General features: G+C 72.7%; 19 protein-coding genes. 11 read left to right on the top strand and 8 right to left on the bottom strand.

Annotation, left to right across the window (positions count from 1 at the left end; all coding sequences use genetic code 11):
- Positions 1-168 precede the first annotated feature (168 nt).
- On the top strand, positions 169-1,458 hold the full coding sequence (locus DEH69_RS16065; protein ID WP_181727458.1) for a hypothetical protein: 1,290 nt from the start codon (positions 169-171) through the stop codon (positions 1,456-1,458).
- An 8-nt stretch (positions 1,459-1,466) separates the two neighbouring features.
- On the opposite strand, the gene DEH69_RS16070 is transcribed toward DEH69_RS16065, so the two are convergent.
- The 3 genes from DEH69_RS16070 to DEH69_RS16080 all read right to left on the bottom strand — a co-directional run bounded on the left by DEH69_RS16070 (position 1,467) and on the right by DEH69_RS16080 (position 4,583).
- Positions 1,467-2,363, bottom strand: a complete 897-nt coding sequence (locus DEH69_RS16070) for an aminoglycoside phosphotransferase family protein (protein ID WP_113687661.1) — start codon at positions 2,361-2,363, stop codon at positions 1,467-1,469.
- Positions 2,364-3,046: 683 nt separating this feature from the next.
- The gene (locus tag DEH69_RS16075; protein ID WP_113687662.1) at positions 3,047-4,279 is read right to left on the bottom strand and encodes a helix-turn-helix domain-containing protein; all 1,233 of its coding nucleotides are present in this window, start codon (positions 4,277-4,279) and stop codon (positions 3,047-3,049) included.
- Entirely contained in the window at positions 4,269-4,583 is a 315-nt protein-coding gene (locus DEH69_RS16080) for a putative quinol monooxygenase (RefSeq protein WP_113687663.1), read from the bottom strand. The genes DEH69_RS16075 and DEH69_RS16080 overlap by 11 nt, the downstream gene beginning before the upstream one ends.
- A gap of 214 nt (positions 4,584-4,797) precedes the next feature.
- Here DEH69_RS16080 and DEH69_RS16085 point away from each other — a divergent pair, with 214 nt between their 5' ends.
- Entirely contained in the window at positions 4,798-5,181 is a 384-nt protein-coding gene (locus DEH69_RS16085) for an ATP-binding protein (protein WP_113687664.1), read from the top strand.
- Positions 5,182-5,320: 139 nt separating this feature from the next.
- Here DEH69_RS16085 and DEH69_RS32770 read toward each other — a convergent pair whose 3' ends face one another.
- Entirely contained in the window at positions 5,321-5,455 is a 135-nt protein-coding gene (locus DEH69_RS32770; RefSeq protein WP_258534704.1) for a hypothetical protein, read from the bottom strand.
- Between the two features lie 144 nt (positions 5,456-5,599).
- Here DEH69_RS32770 and DEH69_RS16090 point away from each other — a divergent pair, with 144 nt between their 5' ends.
- Entirely contained in the window at positions 5,600-6,205 is a 606-nt protein-coding gene (locus tag DEH69_RS16090) for a hypothetical protein (protein WP_258534705.1), read from the top strand.
- Between the two features lie 802 nt (positions 6,206-7,007).
- The gene (locus tag DEH69_RS16095) at positions 7,008-7,742 is read left to right on the top strand and encodes a hypothetical protein (protein ID WP_147255614.1); all 735 of its coding nucleotides are present in this window, start codon (positions 7,008-7,010) and stop codon (positions 7,740-7,742) included.
- 729 nt (positions 7,743-8,471) lie between these two features.
- Here the strand turns inward: DEH69_RS16095 and DEH69_RS31020 are convergent.
- Both DEH69_RS31020 and DEH69_RS16105 read right to left on the bottom strand, forming a co-directional pair.
- Positions 8,472-8,696 (bottom strand): hypothetical protein, encoded by a 225-nt coding sequence (locus tag DEH69_RS31020; protein ID WP_147255616.1) that lies wholly within the window; start codon positions 8,694-8,696, stop codon positions 8,472-8,474.
- 147 nt (positions 8,697-8,843) lie between these two features.
- Positions 8,844-9,161, bottom strand: coding sequence for a hypothetical protein (locus tag DEH69_RS16105; RefSeq protein WP_113687667.1), 318 nt, complete (start codon positions 9,159-9,161; stop codon positions 8,844-8,846).
- Positions 9,162-9,251: 90 nt separating this feature from the next.
- Here DEH69_RS16105 and DEH69_RS16110 point away from each other — a divergent pair, with 90 nt between their 5' ends.
- The 7 genes from DEH69_RS16110 to fxsT all read left to right on the top strand — a co-directional run bounded on the left by DEH69_RS16110 (position 9,252) and on the right by fxsT (position 18,317).
- Positions 9,252-9,677: a hypothetical protein gene (locus DEH69_RS16110; RefSeq protein WP_147255617.1), complete on the top strand. Its 426-nt coding sequence runs from the start codon at positions 9,252-9,254 to the stop codon at positions 9,675-9,677.
- 192 nt (positions 9,678-9,869) lie between these two features.
- Positions 9,870-10,682 (top strand): hypothetical protein, encoded by an 813-nt coding sequence (locus DEH69_RS16120; RefSeq protein WP_113687670.1) that lies wholly within the window; start codon positions 9,870-9,872, stop codon positions 10,680-10,682.
- Positions 10,679-11,206, top strand: coding sequence for an AAA family ATPase (locus DEH69_RS16125; protein WP_113687671.1), 528 nt, complete (start codon positions 10,679-10,681; stop codon positions 11,204-11,206). Before DEH69_RS16120 ends, DEH69_RS16125 begins: the two co-directional genes overlap by 4 nt.
- 21 nt (positions 11,207-11,227) lie before the next feature.
- The gene (locus DEH69_RS16130) at positions 11,228-11,617 is read left to right on the top strand and encodes a hypothetical protein (RefSeq protein ID WP_147255619.1); all 390 of its coding nucleotides are present in this window, start codon (positions 11,228-11,230) and stop codon (positions 11,615-11,617) included.
- Positions 11,618-11,620: 3 nt separating this feature from the next.
- Positions 11,621-13,534, top strand: coding sequence for a hypothetical protein (locus tag DEH69_RS16135; RefSeq protein WP_113687673.1), 1,914 nt, complete (start codon positions 11,621-11,623; stop codon positions 13,532-13,534).
- On the top strand, positions 13,531-14,841 hold the full coding sequence (locus tag DEH69_RS16140; protein WP_113687674.1) for a CHAT domain-containing protein: 1,311 nt from the start codon (positions 13,531-13,533) through the stop codon (positions 14,839-14,841). The genes DEH69_RS16135 and DEH69_RS16140 overlap by 4 nt, the downstream gene beginning before the upstream one ends.
- A complete protein-coding gene (gene fxsT, locus DEH69_RS16145) occupies positions 14,838-18,317 on the top strand; it encodes an FxSxx-COOH system tetratricopeptide repeat protein (protein ID WP_147255621.1) in 3,480 nt (1,159 codons plus the stop codon). Before DEH69_RS16140 ends, fxsT begins: the two co-directional genes overlap by 4 nt.
- Before the next feature lie 25 nt (positions 18,318-18,342).
- On the opposite strand, the gene DEH69_RS16150 is transcribed toward fxsT, so the two are convergent.
- Together DEH69_RS16150 and DEH69_RS16155 are read right to left on the bottom strand one after the other, a co-directional pair.
- Entirely contained in the window at positions 18,343-19,632 is a 1,290-nt protein-coding gene (locus DEH69_RS16150) for an SPFH domain-containing protein (protein WP_113687676.1), read from the bottom strand.
- On the bottom strand, positions 19,629-21,293 hold the full coding sequence (locus DEH69_RS16155; protein WP_113687677.1) for an SPFH domain-containing protein: 1,665 nt from the start codon (positions 21,291-21,293) through the stop codon (positions 19,629-19,631). Before DEH69_RS16155 ends, DEH69_RS16150 begins: the two co-directional genes overlap by 4 nt.
- Positions 21,294-21,434 lie beyond the last annotated feature (141 nt).

Genomic DNA, 21,434 nt, shown 5'->3' on the forward strand with positions numbered 1-21,434 from the left:
GACGGGAATTGGTTCACAGTGAGGCTTCGACTCCGTACAGTCAGATGCCAGCGGAGGAACGGCCGAGGCAGGAGGCGAACCATGACCGACAGTCCCGCGTTCGCCGGGGATCTCCTGCGCCAGGCCCGCAGGAACCGCGGCTGGGGGCAGCTCCGGCTCGTCCGGGAGATGCGCACCGCCGCCGCCCGGCACGGCAGGTCGCTGCCCGCCGACGCCAGCGTCAAGCGGCGGATCGCCAGCTGGGAGAACGGTCACAGCGTTCCCGACGAGTTCTACGGACCCATCCTTTCCCGGGCCCTGGGGATGAGCGCCGCCGAGCTGGGGCTGAGCCACCTCGGCGGCCACGACGCGCGGCTACTCGACACCGGCTACCCGGCGACGGTGGAAAGCGCCATCGCCACGGTGACCCAGCTCTGGCGCGCCGACCTCAACGGCTATGAGCCGCTGTTGACGTCACAGCCGTCCGAGCCGACGTGGCACGAGGCATCCGTGACCTGGCTCGTGGCGCCCGACCCCGCGCCCCTGGCCGCCGAGCGCGGCAGCGGGCTGCGTGTCGGCCTGGCCGATGTCGCGGCCATCAAGACCACGACGGACCTGTTCTCGCAACTGGACGACCGCTTCGGCGGGGACCACGCACGGCACTCCGTGATCCAGTACCTCAGCCGGGACGTGGCCCCGCTCCTCGGAGGCCAGTACAAGGAGGCGGTGGGGCGGGCGTTGTTCTCCACCGCGGCCGAATCCACGCTCCTCGCGGGCTGGATGTCCTACGACGCATGCCATCACGGCCTGGCGCAGCGGTACTTCCTCCAGGCGCTCCGGCTCGCCCAGGACGGCGCCGACCGCCGACTCGCCGGAAGCATCCTGTCGGCCATGAGCCACCAGGCCACCTTCCTCGGCCGCTACACCGAGGCCGCAACCCTCGCCCGCGCCGCCCGCATGGGCATCGCCCGCGTTGCGACGCCGACGCTCATGGCCCAGTTCCACGCGATGGAGGCCCGCGCCCTGGCCCGCACCGGAGACGCCCGCGCCTGCGAGATGGCGCTCGCCGAGGCGACCAGAGCGCTGGAGAGCCGCAACAACGCCGACGAGCCCGAGTGGATCACCTACTTCGACGAAGCCGAGCTGGCCGCCGAAGCCGCCCACTGCTTCCGTGACGTCAACAGCGCCCGCCAGGCCGTCGCCCACGCCCAGAACGCCATGAGCGGCTCCCACATCCGCAGCGACTTCTTCGCCACCATGGTCCTGGCCGACGCCCACCTCCGCGCCGGTGACGTCGAGGAGGCGTGCCGGGTGGCGCTGGATGCGTTGGACCTCGGCGAACAGCTCAAGTCCGCCCGCTGCGTCAGCTACCTCACCGAGTTCCGCGAGCACCTGGCCCACGTCGGCGACACCGCGGCGACCCGCGACTTCCAAGAGCAAGCGGCCGAACACCGGCTTTGGCTCGCCACCCGCCCATAGCCCTTCGCCTAGAACGGCCGCCAGTCGCGTCGACTGCCGTCGGTGCGCAACGCGTCGAGCCGACGCCGGAACTCCTCCGCCAACTTCGGGTCACCCGACGTCCGGGTGCCCAGCCACAGCGTCATCATCAACTCACGGATGTCGGCGAGCACTTCGTAGCCCGGCCAGTTCCTCAGCTCGAAGCCGTAGTGGTAGACGAACGACTCGTACTCGGCCTTCGTGTGCCACCCGAACCGCTCGTAGTAGAGCGACGTCAGCACCAGATCCCACTCACGGTGCCCCAGCGCGAAGCTGTCCAGATCGATCAGGATCGCGTGCCCGTCCCGGTGCCGGATCGCGTTGCCCACGTTCGCGTCACCGTGGATCGCCCCGAAGGGAAGCACGAAGTCCACCCGGGCCAGATCCTTCTGAAGCCGCGCCGCGCGCTGCTCCAGGAACTCCCGCTCGTCCTCGGACACCCCGGTCAACGCCGCCAGCCCCGCCGCCACACGCGAGAACGGATCGTAGTACGACAGGCCAAGCGACTCCGGCTCGTCCAGCCAGTGCAGCCGCCTCAGCAGATCACCCAGCTCATCCAGCCGCACATACTCCACCCGGTCCTGAGCGCTCTCCCAGTACGTCACCACCCGACCGCCGACCACGGCCGGTTGCGCCAGGCCGGGAACGAGGCGGGTCGCCGGGTAGTTCTCCGCCTCCAGCCACCGGGCGACCGCGGCGCCCCGCTTCATCTCCTCCGCGGCGTTCGGATCCTGGGCGATCCGGACGATCACGGGGGCCGAGGTCAGCCGGAACACCGCGTTGGACCCCAGCCGCAGCAGCTCGGCCCTGCCCGCGTCCAGCCCCGCGGCAGCACACGCCTCCGCGAGAATGCCCCGCGCCACGTCCTCCGTGAACTCCGACGCCATCCAGCGCACCTCCAGGCCCGGTGATCCTTCGACGCTACCCCCGGTCACGCGCCCGCAGACAGCTCTACGGCCTCATCATGGCGCGAAGTGACCACCGCCTGCCTTGCCGGTTGGCGAGGGAGGCGCGTTCGACTCGGGAGCGAACGCGCCCTTGGGCCTCTCAGCGACCGGTTGTGCGCCCTGCCTGTCGTGCGCGACGAAGACCAGGGTGGCGAGTCGGGTCCGGTGCCCGCCGGGCCTGTCACAGAGCACCGAGGAGGATGCGGTTTGGCGAAGCAGGTATTCAAGTGTGGCGCACGTAGGAAGGGCGGCGGTGCCTGCACACGGCCGCCTATGAAGGGCACGTCCCGATGCAGCGAGCACCAGGGCGCCTGGACGTCCTACGCTATCGCCAGACGCAGGAAGCGTGAGGCGGAGAAGGCTGCCAAGCGCCGCAGGAAGTGACCCAGGGGCGCGGCGCGCGTGACATCCATCGTTGACATCAACGGGCCCGGATGAGGGCGGATTGATGTGGACTGCGGGGGACGGCCGGGTGCCGTGCCCACTGGGCGGGCGTGGTGTCCAGTTGAACTCCTCAAGCGGGTGTCGCAGGTTCGAATCCTGCCTGGGGCACATAGCGAAGGGCCAGCTCAGGGGCTTGATCCCTGACGCTGGCCCTTCGTCGTGTCACCGCGCGCGCCACTTCAGCTGCCGGTCCGCACTTCCTGTACGCCCAACTCGCTCGCCAGAGCCCGGAGCTGATCGGACGGCAGCGGACTCATCGCCAGAAGATCGGCGACGAGTTGCTTGACGGCGGGCTTGGCGCGGAACATCTCCGGCAGGGTTCGGCGGACGTTCACCAGGGCTGTGACGGCGTCGTCGACCTGCCTGCGCTGGGTGTGTGCCTTGGCCAGATCGATGCCGAAACGCGCCTGCCGCTCCGGTGACAGGCCGGACGGATCAACGGTCCCCGCCGCCCGCAGCGCGACCCCCGCGTCGCCCAGGTCCACGGCCACGGCGACCTCATGAAGGGCGACGTTGGTGGGGCCGAACTCGGTGTTGTAGTCGTTGCGCCCGTCGCCGACGCGTTCGGCCAGCTCCTTGGCCAGGCGCAGATGCTCGTACGCCTCCTCGGCCTGGTTCAACCGACCTGCGGCCAGGGCGCGTTGAAGGGTGAGAGCTCCGCGCAGTGCCACGGCGTCGGACTCGCCGGACTCGGCGAGTGGCACCAGGGCGTCGGCGGCGCTGCCGGAGACCTGGGCGGCCTGGCCGTAGTGGCGGGCGCCGATGAACACGATGGACAGGCGGAACTCACCGGCCGCCATCAACAGCGGGTCGTTCGCGCGCTCGGCCGCGACGACCGCGCGGTCCACGGCGATCCAGGCCGCTTCCGGCTCTCCCATGTTCGCCAGGGCGGCGCTGCACGTGTGGTACATCGACGCCAGCAGCCGGAACAGCTCGGCGCGTTCCTCCTCCGAAGCCCCGGCCCGGGTGGCGGATTCGAGCTGGGGCACCAAGCCCTCGAGCAGCTCGGCCAGGTCCGCGTAGTTGCCCTCGTGGGTCAGCGCCCACGCCCGATCCACCCCGGCCCGCAGCGCGGGAACGTCCGGGGGCTCGGACTGCCCGAGGATCGCCTTCAGCGAGTGCGCGGTACTCAGCACCAGCCGCAGCCGTGACGCCCCAGGCGCCTCCCCCTCGACGACGGACGCCACGATCGGCGCTTCGGCGGCCAGTTCGGCGACCGGCACGTCCAGGACTTCGGCAACCTTCTCCAGGACGGTCATCCTGTCGATGCGGCGAACGCCCCGCTCGACCTGCGAGACCCAGGCTTCCGACCGGTCCAGCAGGCCCGCGAACTCCTTCTGTGACAGGCCGCGCCGCTTCCGGTGCCGGGCGATCTTGCGCCCGAGCGCCTTCTCGTACTCCTCACCGCTCAACGTCGACGCCCTTGCCGGACACGAAGTCCAGACGGTCCACCTCGGTCGAGGCGAGGTACTGGCTGCGTTCAGCGAGGAAGTGGATCACGTAGTTCTGCGACTCGTGGGCCTCGAACGCGGCGACGTTGCGGTAGAGCTCGTAGAAGATCCGCTGAAGCGGCTGCCCGTCAACGCGGTGGACGGTGTAGATCACCGTTCCCGGTTCGTTCGCACGGATCTGCTCTCCGGTCCGCGCCACCAGGTCATCGAACGCGGCTGCCGCTGTCTCGTCCTTGCAGGTGAAGCGCACCATCAGTCCGAACATGGCGGTTCCTCTCTCGTCGGCGTCTCGGTTGGGCACCGCGCCTCAGCCACGCTAAGCGGCCAACGACCCGCACGAAAAGTGCGATGGCATACTTTCGCTGAGCGTACATTGGGTACGGTGCTAGTACTAATTCTACGTCTCCTAGCGGTCCGCGTCAGCCCAACCGCGCACCCCGATGCGAAAAGCCGCAGGTCACGACGGACGGAGGAACGTAATGCCGACCCACCGCCGTACCTTCACAGGACTCCCGGAGGAGGTCAGCCGAGCCCGCCACTGGGCCCGCGACATCCTCGGCAACCATCCCCACGCGGACGACGCCGCACTGATCGTCACCGAGCTGGGCGCCAACGCCATCACCCACACCGCCAGCGCGACCAGCACCTTCACCCTCGCCATCGACCAGGCCGCAGGCACCGTGACCATCACGGTCACTGACGCTGGAGGCGCCACCACCCATCCGCGCATCGAGCACCCCGACACCAGTGCTCAGCACGGCCGCGGACTCGAAGTCGTCGCAGCCTGCGCCGCCAAGGTGGTCATCCACCACACCGAGAACCACGGCCACACCGTCACTGCCGAACTCCGCCCCGTCGCCTGAGCCAGCAATGCACCCGGCAGCGACTCCCGCACTCCGGCCCGGCTACTGGTGCGAAGCGATAGCCCTTCACGCCACGACCGGTCACACGCACTGGCTCAGCTCCCATCCGGCATCGAGCCCGCGCCTGGCCCTGAGGTGGCTACGACAGCGCGCCATTCACATAGGAGATCAGCTCGACGGCCCCGACCGCCGACCGGTCGAGTCCTGGCTTCACGACGACAACGAGCACCAATACGCCCTGGACGTCCTGGCCACGGGCGGGATGTACGCGCACACGATCCACGAAGACGCCCTGCGCTACCTCCTCACCGCGCGCCCCCTGCCGAGCCAGGCGCCACGCCCCGGCCAACGACCCCAGCCCACCAGCATGGAGAAGACGCACATGCCCAACCATCCGGCATGTCTGACGAGTCCCGCAGTGACCACCAGGGGGGTGGTCCCGTACATCACCCAGTGGAGCGGCGAACGCCCCGCCGACGTACGAGTCATCGAACGCCGAGGCCGCCTGGCCTACGCCGACGAACGCTCCTACGACCGCGACACCGGAGGCGTCCTGTGGCGCCGCATCCCCTCCACCCCCGGCAAAGGCAAACCCGAATTCGGCGCCGTCCACGCCCTCCGCCAACGCGTCGCCATGGCCGGTCTGCTCTGTCAGGTCTGCGGCAGGCCCGCCGACCGCAACGACCACGGCGTCCTGTGGCTGATGGGCGAAGCACCCGACGCCCCCGGCACCTGGCCCCAAGGACTGGAGACCACCCACCCCCCGGTCTGCCAACCCTGCGCGTCCGTCTCGGTCCGCGCCTGCCCCCACCTCCGACAGCGCTATGTCGCCCTACGCGTCCGCTCCTGGACCCCGGTCGGAGTTCACGGCGCCCTCTACCGCCCAGGCCACCCCCACCCCGTCCTCACCGACGCCGCGGGCATCCCCTTCGACAACCCCGCCATACAGTGGGTCATCGCCGCCCAACTCGTCATGCGCCTTGACCACTTCACCCTCACCGACCCCACCACCGAGGCCCGTTGAGTTACAACCTTCCTCACGTCTTCAAGGCGCCGCGCATCCGCGCGGCGCGCGCGGCAGCGGCGGCCCCCGGGCCGCCGCTCCTGTCTCCGCCCCGCTCCGGCCCGAGCCCGCCGCCCGCGCACCAGCAGCAAGATGGGCCATGAACGGGGGACTCCCGTCGCGCCAGGGGCGGTCGGTTCCACGGCTTTACCCACCTCCCCGGGCCGGGGCCCGCATCGAGCAAGACCAGGGGGCCACTCGGACACATTGCGGGCAGGGTCAAGCCTGCCCGAGTTGCCAGCAAGCGTACGGCCCCCTGGCCATGCTCGATCCCAACCCGGGCAGGCCACCGGCCAAAGCCGTTCCACCGCCCTCGGGCCGTCTGTGGGGCCGTGCCACGTCCGTGCCATGTCGGGCGGGGAAGAGGGGGGAGTGAGGGGGAACGTCGGCGAGCGGAGCGGGGATTGAGAAGGGTGGGAGAACCGCAGGTGAGTGCACGCGTTGCCCCGCCTCGCTCCTAAAGCGGGTGTCGCAGGTTCGAATCCTGCCTGGGGCACAGCGCGTTGACGCAGGTCAGCGAGTTTTACGGCTCCTCGGGAGCAATCCCGAGGAGCCGTTCTAGTGCCGCCACGCCACGACTACGCCGTCCTCACAGGGCGATGGAGCCCGCATGGGATGATTCTGCAGTTGTGAAGATGGGGCAATAGGTCTCGCTTATCCCATTGTGGGGCGTTTATCGCCAGGTGGTGGCTGATCTCAGGACTGCCTCTGAACTTCCTCAAGCCTCCGGCTCGTACTCCTTGTCCATGGCATGGTGACGAGCGTGGACTACATGACTGTCGTTGCGGCGCTCCTCGCCGCCTTGGTTACCGCCTCGGTCGCTTCCTGGGCGGCCTTACGCACGACGGGTACGTCTTGGCGTGCCGCACACGCCGACCGCACGTTCGAGGCCCTTGCCGACTTACTCGATGCGACCGACGTGTGGCGGAACGACGGAGCGCCCGGCCCTGGCTACGAGTCGGCTGTCACACGGGTCCGGCTGACCACAGAGAAGGATGACTTCGAGGGCTTGCAGTCCGTCCTCGTCCATGCGGATGTTCTTCGGCAGCTCGGCCCTCGCAGCCGCGCCTCTCACCCGTACTTCGATCGCCTCGCGCTTCTGGATCGGGCGGTCGCCAGGGAAAGGGCCGCAGCGAGCGTCGAAGAGGACGAGACCGGCATTCCCATGGGTGAGGGCGCTGCGTCGTATGCGCGTCAAGAGCTGAGGGCGTTCTACGCCGAACAGGACCAAGGAGGCGAGCCCGACCCGGCTCCGGTGCGGAAGTCCCTTGTGCGTGCGGAGTACTGCTCGGATGACTTGATCGACGACCTTTTCATCTCGGCCGACACCCGAAGGAAGCTCGACGAGAGGAAAGCTGAGCGCGAGGAGGCGCGTGAACGGGCCGCCGCTGAGCTCAGCGATGCACGGGAAGCGTTGACGAGCGCTGTCAGGAAGTGGGCGCGAAAGCCTTCTGGGCGGGCGTTGAAGTACAGTTCGAGGCAGAGCCGCACAGGGTGAGGTGGCCCCCGCACACGACGAACGCCCCGCTCCCGCTGGCCGTCCCCCGGCGGGCCGACAGGCCCGCTGCCCACGTGCGCGGATGTGTAGTCCAAGGAGCCTGCGGCGACCGGCGTACATCAGCTCGAACAACTCGTGAGGCCGACGTGGTTGCCCTCGTGCGATGGTGACCAGGTGTGACGGAGGCGCGTGCCCCTGCCGCCAACTTCGATACCGGGAAGCAACCCACGTTGTTGCGGAGCCGGTCCTTCAAGGGGAGTTGTCCGACCCGACGGTCACAATCACGTGTATGGATGTCAGGGCGGACTTCTCGCTGGCACCGCAACTGAAGGCCGTGCAGCGGGAAGCGGTGGATCGGGGAGTCAAGGGCGCTGTCGTCGCAGTGGTCCAGCACATGGACGGTGGGCGGGGACGGCATCGGAGAGGTGGTCAGGCACTGCTCCGGCTGCTCGCGGCGGCCCGGCAGCGGGCCGCTGAGGTGGGCGAGTGGCAGGCTGCCCGGTGGCGAGCGGGCCAGCAGATCTCCGGGCCACCGTAGCCCGTGGTGCGTGGCCAGGTGATCGTGATCAGCCATTCCGGGTCGGGGGACAGGAAGTCGACCGATTCGTTCCAGTGGGCGACCTGGACCACGATGTCGCGGCCGTAGTTTCCCCGGACAGGGACCAGTCGGCGTTCTTCGTCTCCGTCACGCCGGGGGCCAGGCGGCCCGCGATCTCCTCGTGGCCGTCGTCAAAGTACGCCGGGGCCGCCTCGCCCGCCGTGAGGTCCGAGTCCCGCTCCGCCTCCGGCGAGGGCGAGGGCGACGCCGCGGGCCTGGCCTGTCGCGACGGCTCGGGCCCAGGGGGCGGACGGGGCGGCGTCGTCGTCCGCTCGCGTGAGGCCCGCGCCGAAGCCGATGGCCAGGCAGGCGACGCCCACCGCCGCGTGCGTCAGCAGCAGCGGGGCGCGGCCCACGACGGGGCGGGTGGCAGGGTGGGTTGGGCCATGGGGGCGCTCCCCCTCCGATGGTGGCGAGTGTGGGGGTGCGGGAAATCGTCGAGGAAAGAGCCGGGTTGGGCTTCGGAATCGCTCCGCTTGTGATCAGTCCGTGACGATGTGGTGTCAGAGCCAGGCGATCGCCAGGGTCAGGGTGATCACGAACGCCGCGGTCAGGGCTATGGCCGTGTGGAGGCGGCGGGACGCCTGGAGCCACATCGCGAGGGCCTGGATCACGCCCATGATCACCCCGACGACCAGGAAGTGCGCCGCCGTTCTCGCCGTGCCGCCCGCGTGGGGGAAGTCCACGATCAGGTCGATCGGGGGACAGGACGTCGTGTGGTGCTCCTCGCGGTGGTGGTCGCGGTCGACCGCGGCCTCCACGCCCGTGTCCCGGGCCGGGGCCGTTGAGTCGCAGGTCTCGCAGCGGTAGGCGTAACGCACGCAGGGAGGCTACTGGCCAGCGGGGCGTTCCGCCGCCTCGAGTTCGGCGGAACGGGGTGCCACGCGCCGTTCACCTCCTACGATGTGATCGTGGACACGGATGTCAACCGGGCGCGGGGCCTGTACGGGAGGCTGATCGACACCGCTGCCACGCGTTTCGGCGCCGCGCTCGACCTCGATCCGGACGACCGGGCCGACGAGGTGAGCCGCAGGCTGGCGGAGTTATTCGGGGCGCGCCCCGGTATCGAGGGCGTGATGCTCCGGCTCGACGGGCGCGACGTGGGCGTGGCGACGCCCCGACGCCTGCGCGCCGCCGAGGGGTTGGCCGGGCCAGCGGCCGAGTGGGGGGCGGGCGACCGGGCCGGGCTGCCGGGGCGGTCGGGGCGTTACAGGCCGGTGTGGTTCGACTGCGCCACGCCGGGCTGCGGGGCCGCCGAGGCGCGCAGCTTCTACGACGAACGCGCCGTGCCCGTCTGCCCTGACGAGCGGCATGGGCCGATGGAGCTGCGCAGATGAGCCTGGCGTCGGCGGTGCGGCCGCCGCCCGAACTCGGCGGCGGGCGCCGGTTCTTCGCCGTCGGCCAGCTGCCGGTGCTGGCGTCGGCGCTGTTCCTGCTGGTGCTCGGCTGGGCCGGGGCGCGCGGCTGGGAGCGCCCGCCGGGGCGCGCCGCGCTTCGACGACGCGTGGGCCACCGCGGGCGCGCTCGGCGTGGGCGAGGCGGTGGCGCTGCTGCTCGGGGTGACGCTGGTGGCGGTGCTGCTCCAGCCGTTCCAGCTCGGTCTCGTCCGGCTGCTTGAGGGCGACTGGCCGCGGCCGTTCGGCCTGGGGCTCGGGGCCGGACGCGCCACGCGCCGCCAGCTGGCCAGGAAGCGCTCCCTCGCCGCCGAGGCCGCACTGCCGGACCCGGGGGCGCTCACCGAGGAGCGCGTGCAACGCGCCGGGCGCGCGGGCTCGGAATTACGCCGGCGCTTTCCGCTGCCTGACCACCTGGTGTGCCCCACCGCGCTGGGGAACGCGCTGGCCGCCATCGAGGACGGCGCCGGGCGCGCCTACGGGTTCGACGCGGTCGCCGCCTGGCCCCGGCTCTACCCCGTGCTCGGCGAGGAGACCAGGGCGGTGGTCGACGACCGCCGCGACGCGCTCGACGCGGCGGCCAGGATGGCGGCGGTGTTCGCCGTGACCGGGCTCGCCGCCGCGCTGCTGCTGGCGCGCTGCGGCTGGTGGCTCGCGCTCGCGCTGATCCCGCTCGCGGCCGCGCGCCTCGCCTACGGGGGCGCGGTGCGGGCGGCGTCGGCGTATGGCGAGGCGGTGCATGTGGCGTTCGACCTGCACCGCCTCGACCTGCTGAGCGCGCTGTGCCTCGAACGCCCCACCGGGCCCCTGCCCGAACGGGCGCTCAACGCCCAGCTGTCCGACCTGTGGCGGCAGGGAGTGCCGCTCGACCCCGCCGTGCGCTACGCCCCTGAACCCACCCAGGACACGGCCCCCGACCAGGGCCCCGCCGGAGGAACGACCCGATGATCCTGCCCTACTCGCTGCTCGTCGGCCACCGGGAGCTGCGCACCGCGCTGGAGATCGCCTATGTCAACGAGGCGGTCGGCGGCGTGCTCGCCACCGGGCAGCGCGGCACGGCCAAGACGACCACGGTGCGGGCGTTCACCATGATGACGGTGGGCCGCCTGCCGGTGACGCTGCCGATCGGCGCCACCGACGACCGGGTGCTTGGCGGCTGGCAGATCAAGAAGCTCATGCGGGGCGCGGCCGAGCCCGAGGACGGGCTGCTGGTCGAGGCCGCCAAGTCGCCCGCGCGCATGCTGTACGTGGACGAGATCAACCTGCTCGACGACTATCTCGTCAACATCATCCTCGATGTCGTCTCCACCGGCGTGCTCAGCGTTCAACGGGAGGGCCGCGCCGAGGAGTTGCACGATGTCAACTTCGCGCTCGTCGGCACCATGAATCCGGACGAGGGCGGGCTGCGGCCCCAACTCCTCGACCGCTTCGGCCTGGTGGCCGATGTGCTGCCCGAGGAGGACCCGGAGTAGCGGCGGCGCATCGTGGAGACGGTGCTGCGGTTCGAGGCCGAACGCGACGATCCCGGCTCGGAGTTCATGGCCAAGGCCAGGGCGCGGGACGCCGAGAAGAAGAGGGCGCTCGACGCGGCCCGCGCCCGGCTGACCGCCGTGCGGTACGGGCCAGGCGTGATCGACGCGTGCGCCAGGGTCGCTGACGCGTTCGATCTGGTGGGCCACCGGGGCGACCTCGTACTCGGGCGCGCCGCACGGGCGTTGGCCGCGATCGAGGGCGCGCCGATGGCCGACGCCGGGCATGTGGCCCGCGTCGCCAAGCTGGTGCTGGTCCACCGGCGCGGGCGCGGGGAGTCGGGGACGCTGCCGCCCTGGACCGCCGATGACGACGCGCGGGTGGCGCGAACGCTGCCGAACGCCGAGGGCTGAGCGGTGGCGGCGGAAGAGGTCTCCAACGTCCCAGAGTCCGAGGGGGAGTTGGGCGGGACGCTGGCGCGGGTGCTGACGGTGCTGCGCTGCTCGGCGGCCGAACCCCGCCTCGGCGGCGTGCTGTTCTTTGACCTGGAGCCCGCGTTGCTGCCGCTCGTCGGCGAGTTGCTCGCGGATCTCGTGGAGGACGGCGCGCTCGTGGAGGACGGCGCGCGCCCCCGCGTCGTGACGCTTGGCTCGTGGGCGGCGCCCGAGGACCTGTGGCTGCGCACGGGCGTGACGGGGGAGGGGTTCGCGGTGCTGCCGGGGGCGCTGGTGGAAAGCGAGGGCGCGCCGCCGCCCGTGGTGCTCGTGCCCGACCTCGGCCATGCCGCGCTGCCGGTGACGCAGGCCGCGGTCACGCTGCTCGACGCCGACGCGGCGGCGGCGGCGGAGCTGTTCGGGCACAGCATGCGCTGGCGGCCGATGGCCCGCTGGCTGGCCGCGGTGGGGCGGGCGGAGGCGGGGCGGCTCTCGCCGCACCTGCTCGACCGCTTCCCCGTGCGGGTGGACGCGGCGTCGGCGCATCGGGAGTTGCGCGCGCTCAGGAGGCGCGCGCCGACGCGCGCCGACGATCGCACGCTGCTGCGCACGGCGTTGGCCGCGCAGGCCGCGCGGCCCGCGCCTCCCTGGGCGGGCCCGCCGCCCGCCCTCACCGCCGAGGCGGCCCGCGAGGTGGTCGCGCTCATGCCCTCGAACGCGAGTAGGCGCCGCGATCTGGCGCTCGCCAGGACGGCGCGCGCCCTCGCCCGCGCGGCCGGGCGCGCCCGCGTGGGCACGGCGGCGGTGCGCGAGGCCGCCGCGCTGCTCGGCCTGCCCGCGCCGCCGCCCGATGACGAAGGGCGCGAGGAGGCCGACCGCGATCCCGCGCCCTCGCCCACGAACGGGCGAACTCCCGCCCCCGCGGGGGGACTTGAGTCTGCGGGGGCCGTCCAGGCGCCGCGGGGGCAGCGGGTGCGCCCGGTCACGGCGGGCAGGGCGCCCGTTCCGCTCGAGCCCGCGACCGCGCCCCCGGTGGGCGGGGACCGCGGGCCCTATCCGGAGGACGACCCTGAGGCGCTGCCGCGCTTCGGATCGTTGCGCGCGCCCCGCGCGAGCCGAGTGGCGCGCGCTGGCGCGGGCCCATCGCGCGGTCACCCCGTCGGCGTCAGGCCCGCCCGGGACCTGCGCGATGTGGCGCTGATCCCCACGCTGCTCGAGGCCGCGCGCTTCCAGCGGATCCGCCGCGCGCGGGGGAGCCGCGCGGAGGGGCTGCTGGTCAACGCGGCCGATCTGCGCCAGTACCGCCGCCGACCCGACAGCGGCCGTGCGCTGGTGCTCGTCCTGGACCACACGTGCCACGCGGGCTGGGACTGGGCCCCGGCCCTCGCGCCCCATCTGCGCTGGTCGTACCACCACAACGCCTCGGTCTCGATCGTGGAGTTCGGGCACGAGGACGCCGCGGACGAGCTGACCGCCGAGCGCTACCGCGTGGACTCGCTGCTCCACCCGCGCGTGCTCGCCTCCCTTAACCGCCCGCCCGGGATGGCCAGTCCGCTCGCCCACGCCCTCGACCTCGCGGTGCAGGAGCTGCGCAGGCTGCAACGCAACGGGCGGGCCGCGCTCGAACACGCGCTGCTCGTCGTGGTGACGGACGGGCGGGGCAACGTTCCGCTGAACGCCAGCCTCAGCGGGCGGCCCCCGCGGCGCGTCGGGCGTGAGGGCGTGAACGACGCGCTGCGGGTGGCCGCCGCCGTGCGCACCCTGCCCAGGGCGGAGCCCGTGGTGATCGCCCCCGCGCCCGATGTCCACCCCGAGCTGGCCGCCGAGCTGGCCGAGGCGCTCGGCGGGCGGCTGGTCGCCGCGGCGCGGCGCGCCGGGGCGGGGGAGCGCGCGTGAACGAGCCAGGGATACGGGCCTTCCTCGGCGCCGACCGCGCCGCCGAGCCAGCGGTGGCCCCCTCGACCGACCCCTCCGCCGCACGCCCCATCGCACGCCCCGCCGAACGCCCCGCCGAACCCCCGCCCCCGGCAAGCCCGTTCGAGGCGCGGCCCGCTGGCCTGGCCGACGCGCTGCCGCCCGATGTCGCCCTGCTGCGGGTCACCGCCACCTCGCACGGCGGCAGCGAACGGCTCACCCTGAGCTGGCACCACAGGGGAACGATGCGGACCGCGCCCGACGAACGGCTGTCCGTGCAGGGGCCGTTGTCCGAGCTGTCGCTGGCCGCGCTGGTCGCGCGCGCCGCGGCCGAGGGGGAGGGGAAGCGCGCCTGGCGGGCGGCGTACTACGACATCATGAACTGGTGGCTCCCCGAGACCCGACTCGGCGAGTGGCTGCGGGAGTTACTGGCCGCCGCGGGCCAACCGCGGCTTGTCGTCTGGGACAACACCCCCTATGACATCCCCTGGGAGCTGCTCTACCACCAGCCCGCGCGATCCACGCGGCGCGACGGGGATGCCGAACGCGAGGGTTGGCTGGGCGAGTTGATCCCCGTCGTCCGCTGGGTCAGCGTCTACGACGGCGCCCGCGCCCGGTCCTACTCGGCCGAGCGGCACGCCAGCGAGGGCGGCGTGCTGATGCTGGAGGACGAGCGGTTCGCCGACGGGCGCGACGACTTCGGGCGCTATCTGGTCGAGCCGCCCACCCGAACCGTCCAGGCGCTGATGCACCGGCTCGCCCAGCCGGTCGAGCCGTTCGGGCTGCTGCTGATCCGCTGCCATGGCGTTCACTCGCCCGCGTCGCGGCACTTCTCGCTTGGCGGCCTGTCACTCAACGAGTACACCGACTTCCCCATGACGGCGCTCGACGTCCACCGCGCGCCTGTGCTGCTCAACGCGTGCTCCTCGGGCCGGACCGTGCGCGACCCGCGCAGGCCGGGCGCCGGCGCGCGCGGCTTCCCCGAGCTGTTCCTGCGCCGGGGCGCGAGCGCCGTTATCGCGACCGTCGGCGACATCGACCTCAACCACTCGCACGACTTCGCCCTGCGGCTCCTGCACGAGGCCGAGGAGGGGCCCACGCGGTTCGCCGACGCGCTGCACCGGCACCGCGGCCACTACGCCAGGCGCGCCCGGCGCACGCCCGATGCGGAGGACCGGCGCGCGGAGGCGGACTTCAGGCTGTTCCTGCACAGCTTCCTCTATGTGTACTACGGGCACCCCGACTCCAGCCTGCGCGTCGTCGCCCCCGACCCGCGGGAGGCGCCATGATGGAGCCGCCCGCCCCCGCGGCGGCCGAGCCGCTGGTCGCGCTGCGCCCGGTCGTCGGCTGGCCGCGCCGGATGGCGCCGGGGCGCGCCCATGTCATCACCGTCGACCTGGAGTTGGCGGATCCGGCGGGGCCATGGCCGTACGAGCGGGAGGAGTTCGAGATCGGCTGCATGCTCGACGGCCGCCCCGGGATCACCGTCGAGGCGGTCGGCGTCCCCGCCGTGGTGCTGCACCGGTTCGGCGGGACATACGGCCCGGCGCGCTTTGTCGCGCAGGTCGACGAGGCGCCGGGGCCCGAGGCCGAGGGCCCGCTGCTGCTGACGCTGGTGACGGCGGGCGGCGTCCCGTTCCGCACCGTGCCGCTCGGCGTCACGATCGGCGGCGGCAACGGAACGGACCACCGCGCGCCGCCCCTTCACCGGCCGGGGGAGCGCGTCGCGCCGCGCGCCCCCGAGCCCGTCGTGCTCCTGCCCGCCGCGACCGCCGAGGCCGAGGCGCTTGAAGCCGGGGCGCTTGAAGCCGGGGCACCCGAGCCCGGGACCGACGCCGGGCCCTACGCCGAGGCGCCCGAGGCCGAGGCCGGGATGGAGCCCGCCGCCGACCAGGCGCGCTGGCTGCGGCTGCTCGTCGCCATCGCGGCGGGCGCCGCCGCGGCGGGCCTGCCCGGCATGGCCGTCACCACGATCGCGCGCGCCCTGATCCGCAGGGCCGCCGTGCGGAGCGCGCGCGTGGTCATCAGCTTCGCGGGCTTCGACCGCGCCTGGGCCGTCTGGATCGGCGACCGGCTCGAACGCGGCGGCTGGCACGTCGCGTTCCAGCGCTGGACCGCCGTGGCCGACGCGCCCCTCGACGAGCTGCTGCGCGATCTGCTGCTGGTCGACGGCCACATCGTCGTCGTGCTCAGCGAGCGATATGTCGCGCTCGGCCGCCGCGACGTCGAGGAGTGGAATGCCGCGCTGCGCGCCGTCGTCGCGCCCCACGCGCACCGCTTCCGCCTGGTGGCGGTCGGCCCGGGCGACTGGCCCGACGAGGCGCTGGCGCTCGGGCCCGTTGTCGAGCTGTGGAGGGGCGGCGCGGCCGAGGCCGAGGCACGCCTCGCCGCGCTGCTCGGGCCGTCCCCCGCGGGCGCGCCCCCGGCGCGCGCCCCCCGCGCCGAGGGCCCGCGCTTCCCCGGCGCCCAGCCGAGCGTGTGGGGCAGGGTGCCGCAGCGCAACGCCCGTTTCACGGGGCGCGAGGGGGCCCTGCAACGCGTCTACGACCTGCTCCAGGGCGCAGAGCCGGGCGCCGCCGTGATCACCCTGCTCGGCCTCTCGGGCGTCGGGAAGACGCAGATCGCGGCCGAGTACGCCCACCGTTTCGCCTCCGAGTACGACGTCGTGTGGTGGGTGGCGGCCGACCGGCGAGGCGAGGTGCGGCGGTGGCTCGCCGAGCTGGCCCCGCACCTGGGCCTGGCCACGGGGCCCGAGTACGGCGAGCGGCTGCGGGCGGTGGCCGACGCGCTGCGCCGGGGGCGCCCGCACGCCAGGTGGCTGCTGGTGTTCGACGGCGCCGACGAGCCGGGCGACGTGGCCGATCTGCTGCCCAACGGCCCGGGTCATGTGATCATCACCTCGCAGAATCGCGAGTGGGCCGAGTACAACGCCGCCGTCCACGAGGTCCACCTCTACGACCGCGCCGAGTCCGTCGCGTTCATCCGCCGCCGCGCCCCCAGGATCCGCCCCGACGAGGCCGACCGGCTCGCCGAGACGCTGGGCGACATGCCGCTGGTGCTCGACCAGGCCGCTGGCTGGCTCAACGACGCGGACATGTCCGTCGACGCGTACCTCGCGCTGCTGGGCGGCGACGCCGTCCCCGGTGGCCCGGACGGGCCGCGCGTCGCGGCCGACTTCCCGATGACGTACTTCGCGACGTTCACGCTGCTGCTCGGCAAGCTCGAGGAGACGGTCCCCGAGTCCGTCGAACTGCTGCGGCTATGCGCCTTCTTCGCCCCTGGCGCCATCCCCGTCGACCTGATCCATGGCATCCCCGAGGACCAACTGGCCAATGAGGGCGCCGCGTTGGTCCGTGACCCCCGGCGGGAGGCCGCCGCGGTGGCCGCGTTGACGCAGTACTCCGTCATCCGCTGGGAGTCGGGCGGCGGCGAGGGCGGCGGCGACGGGGGGAGCGGCGAAGAGGGCGGCGATCACATCCATCTGCACCCGATGGTCCACAGGACCGTCCGCCTGGGCCTGACCCCCGCGCAGCGCGACCGCTACTCCCGCGCCGTGCGCCGCTCGCTCGCCGCCGCCAACCCCGGCGCGCCATGGGACCCCGGGCGCTGGCCCGGGTTCGCCAGGATCGTGCCGCACCTGGAGCCCTCCGGCGCGCTGACCAGCCACGACGCCACCATGCACCGGCTTCTCTTCCACTGCCTGAACTACTTTCACTCCTCAGGCGAGTACACCGCGGGCGTCCGGCTCGCCGAGCACGCCATGGACGCCTGGCGGCGGGAGTTCGGTGACGACGACCCGCGCGTATGGGATCTGGCGTCGCAGCACGCGACCCTGTTGCGCGCCACCGGCGCATACGCCGCGTCCGAGCGCCTTGACCGGCGGGTCATCGCCCGGCTCTCCGCCCTGCGCGGCCCCCGCGACCTCACCGTGCTGCGCGCCGCCGAGGGCCTGTGCGCCGACCTCAGCGGGCTAGCCCGCTACGACGAGGCGATGAGCGTGGGGAGCGACGTGCTGGCCCGCTATCTGGAGCAGGTCGGCGAGCGGCACCCCCGCACCCTCAACGCCCGCCACAACCTCGCCGCCTCGCTGCGCCTCGCGGGCCGCTACGCCGAGGCGCTGGACCTCGACCGCCGCAACCTCGCCGCCCGCGAACAGGTGCACGGCCCCCGGCACAGCAGAACCCTGGCCTCCCACAACGCGCACGCCCTCGACCTGCGGCTGCTCGGCTCTCCCGCGGCCGCCGCCGCGCTGCTCGAACCCACCGTGGCCGAGCACCGCTCCGCCCTTGGCCGCGACCACCCGCAGACCCTGGCCGCCGAGTGGAACGCCGCCATGTGCCAACTCTCCTCCGACACACGGGAGATGGGCGAGCGCGGCCATGCCGCGCTGGCCGCGCTCCTCGAACGCGTCGAGCGCGTCCTCGGCCGCACCGCGCCCCTCGCGCTGAGCATCGCGGCCTGCTACTCGTTCGCCCAGCGCGCGCACGGCGACCTCGACCGCGCCCGCGACCTGGGCGAACGCGTGCTCGCCGACTACCGCGCCGCGCTCGGCGACGCGCACCCCTTCACCATCGGCGCCCTCGCCAACCACACCCTTGTGCTGCGCGCGGCCGGGGAGCGCGAGGCGGCGGCGGCGCTCGCCGAGCGCTGCGTCGCGGACATGCGCCGCGCGCTCGGCCGCGACCACCCGTGGACGCGGATCGTCGAGGCCAACGCCACCGGCGCCGCCGACCCGCCGCTGGCGTTCGAACCCCTCGTCGTATGAGCCGCTCCTTGTGCGGAACGGGGCCCTACTCCCGTGCCCCGCCCGCCCGTTCGCCGTCCACGTCGCGCAGCAGCCGCGCGGTGACCAGCGTCGAGAGCGCCGATGCGTCCCCGCTCGGCGCGCCGCCGTCCGTGCTGACCACCAGCGGCCTCGGCGCCTTCCCCGCGAGCGCGGCGCCCACTTCGAGCCTGCGGCGCGCCAACTCGTATTGCAGCACCGCTCTGTTGTCCCGGTACGCCTGCGCCAGGCGGCGCTGCGCCCTCGCCTCGTTCTCCGCCGCGATCAGCCCGCTGCGCCCGCCCGTCTCGATCTCGAACCGCACGCGCTGCGCGTTGGTCTCCTGCTCCTCGAGCAGCTGGGCGACCTCTTCGCGCGCCCTGTTGAGCGCGGCCCTGACCTCGACGATCCGCGCGTCGCGCACCTTCTTCGCCCGCTCGATGTCCATCTGGAGGCTGTCGATGCGGCGCTTCCTCGCCAGCGCCCACTCCTCCTCGTACGCCGCGCGCTCCTTCGCGATCCGCTCGCGGGTCGCCAGGTGCTGCTGGTACTGCGCGGGCAGCCGCACATCGGGGATGTTGCAGCCGGTGATCCGCACCCCGTAGTGCGAGAGCTGCCGGTTGAGCAGGTCCTGCATGTCGCCCACGTCGGAGCCGCGCAGGTCGTAGGCGCGCTCGGTCCGCACCTGCCGGGCGCGCTGCCTGATCGCGTCCTGCACCGCGTTGGACAGCACCAGGTCGAAGTTGCCCGCGCCGATGGTCCGCACGAACAGCACCGCGTCCGTGATGCGGAACTTCAGGAAGAACTCGATCGACCGCAGCGGCACGTTCTCCCGCGTCGGGCACGCCATCACCGGTGCGGAATAAGGGATTTCGGTCGCCGTGTCCACCACGAACTCCACGCGCGACCACGGGTGCCACAGATAGTGGCGGCCCGCCTGAAGGGTGCGCGCCACCGCGCCGTACAGCGTCAGGATGCCGTGCGTGCCCTGCTCGATCTCCACGATCGACGAGCGCCACCACCACAGCACCCCGCCCAGCACGCCGAGCAGACCCGCGCCGTACGAGAGCGCCGCGAGCGTCCCGTACGCCACGCCGCCCGCGCCGTCCGCGTCCTTCGACGAGAGCAGCACCCCCGCCAGCACCGCCCAGACGCCGAACCACAGCGGCAGCAGCCACCACAGCCTGCGGCGGTGGCGCGGGATGATGACCGGGATCAACGTCCCTGCCTCGCCGCCGCGCAGGAGCTGGGCGACATCGCTCCAGGGCGCCACCGCTTCCGAGATCACCGACCTGCGGTGGGTGCGTGGCGTGCTCATCGAACGTCCTCCGCCCCGCCGTTCGCCGCGGCGTCCGTCCCGTCGTCGGCCGTGGGCACCGTCGGCCGTTCCGCCTCAAGCAGCGCCTCGATCTCCGCCTCGCGCGCCGCGATCCGCTCGCCGACCTCGGTCAGCCGGTCGCGCACCGCCGCCATGTCGGCCTCGGAGAACAGCTCGCCGCCGTGCTCGCCCACCAACTCCCGTGCCAGCCGCAGGAAGTCGACGCCCGCGTCGCCGTTGGCGCCGTCGCCGCCGATGCGCACAAGGCGCGGCAGGTGGTCCGCCACCTGCTCCAGCGTGTCCAACACCTGCTGCTGGTAGCGGTACTCCAGGATCTCGGGCGCCTCGGCCGCCGTCACCGCCCTGATGTCGAGCGCCTGCGCCTCGAGCAGCGCCGCGTTCGCCCGCGCCTCCGACTCGGCCTGCACATAACGCTGCTTGGCCAGCGCGCCCGCCCTGTTGGTCTCCCGCTCTACCGCCGTGTCCATCTGCGCCTGGTACTGGGCGATGTCCGCCTGGATCGCGGAGAGCGATTCGTGGCGCGTCGCCAACTCCTTGGTCAGATCGCCCTCGTCCTGCTCCTTGCGCAGCTGGAGCGCGTACTCGTGCGTGTACGCCTCCTTCGCCACCCGCACCATCTCGGGCGCGGCCAGGTGCATGCGGTAGGCGCGGTCGGACGGCTCGGCGTGCGTGATGTTGGCGTTGGTCAGCATCACGGCGGGCAGGAACTGCTGGTTGAGCTGCTCGATCAGCCGCCCGCTGTCCTCGCCGACCATGTTGTAGATGCCGGCCGCCTCCTGCTCGTAGATGAGGCTGCGGATCGTCTCGCTGACCGCGTTGTTCAGCTTCTCCTCGAACCCGCGCACCGCGCCGAGCGTGTAGACGAACTCCACCGGGTCGCTGATGCGGAACTGGATGAACAGGTCGATCGACGCGTTCACCCCGCCCTTCGTCGGCGCCTCCCGCACCGGCGTGTTGACGGGGTACTCGCGCGTCGTGTTCACGATGTAGGACACGCGCTTCCAGGGATTGAGCAGGATCACCCGGCCGGGGCCCACCACCTGCTCAAGCTTGCCAAACCGCGTGATCAACGCCTGGCAGCCGTCCGGCACCATCACCATGCCCTGCCGCCACCACACGAACGCCACGGCGAGCAGCGCCAGGATCCAACTGTGCACCCCGAACAGGGGGTTGGTGGCCACGGACGAACCGCTCGCCCCCACGGCCGCCGCGCCCACCAGCACGGCGACCAGCAGCGTCAGCACCGGGAGCATGCTCAGCAACGAGCGCCCGCGTGGCAGCACCATCGGGCAGATCGCGTGCACCTGCCGCGTCCTGTCGCGGCGTTGCTCGCTGCGGTTCAACGCCTCGCCCGCGTCGTCGAGCGCGACCGTCTGCTGTGTCATCACCGTGTCGATGCCGCCTGCCTGGTCGCGCGCCGCGGGGAAGTCGGCGGCGTCCATGCCCCCGCCGGAATCGGCCGCCACGCCCGCGCCTGGCGAGCCGGGGGCGCCCGATGGGCCCGGTATTCCCTGGGACCCCTGTGGGCCGCCCCACTCGGCCAACTGCCCGCGCACCTCGCCCTCGACCGCCGCCCGCGGATCCGCCCCTCCGGCCACCGCGCGGGCAACTCTCCGTGCACTCTGCGTCATTCGCGCCACGTTCCCCCCTCTGTGTCGTGCGTCATTCCACCTTGTGTGTGAACCGAGTGAAAAGGGGGTGTTGGCAGATCGTTACGCGCTCAGGACGTTTGGCGGCGGACGTTTGGCGGCGGATGGTTGGCGGTGGATGGTTGGCGGCGG

Origin of the sequence: Streptomyces sp. PT12, from assembly GCF_003311645.1 — a bacterium.
GTDB lineage: Bacteria > Actinomycetota > Actinomycetes > Streptomycetales > Streptomycetaceae > Streptomyces.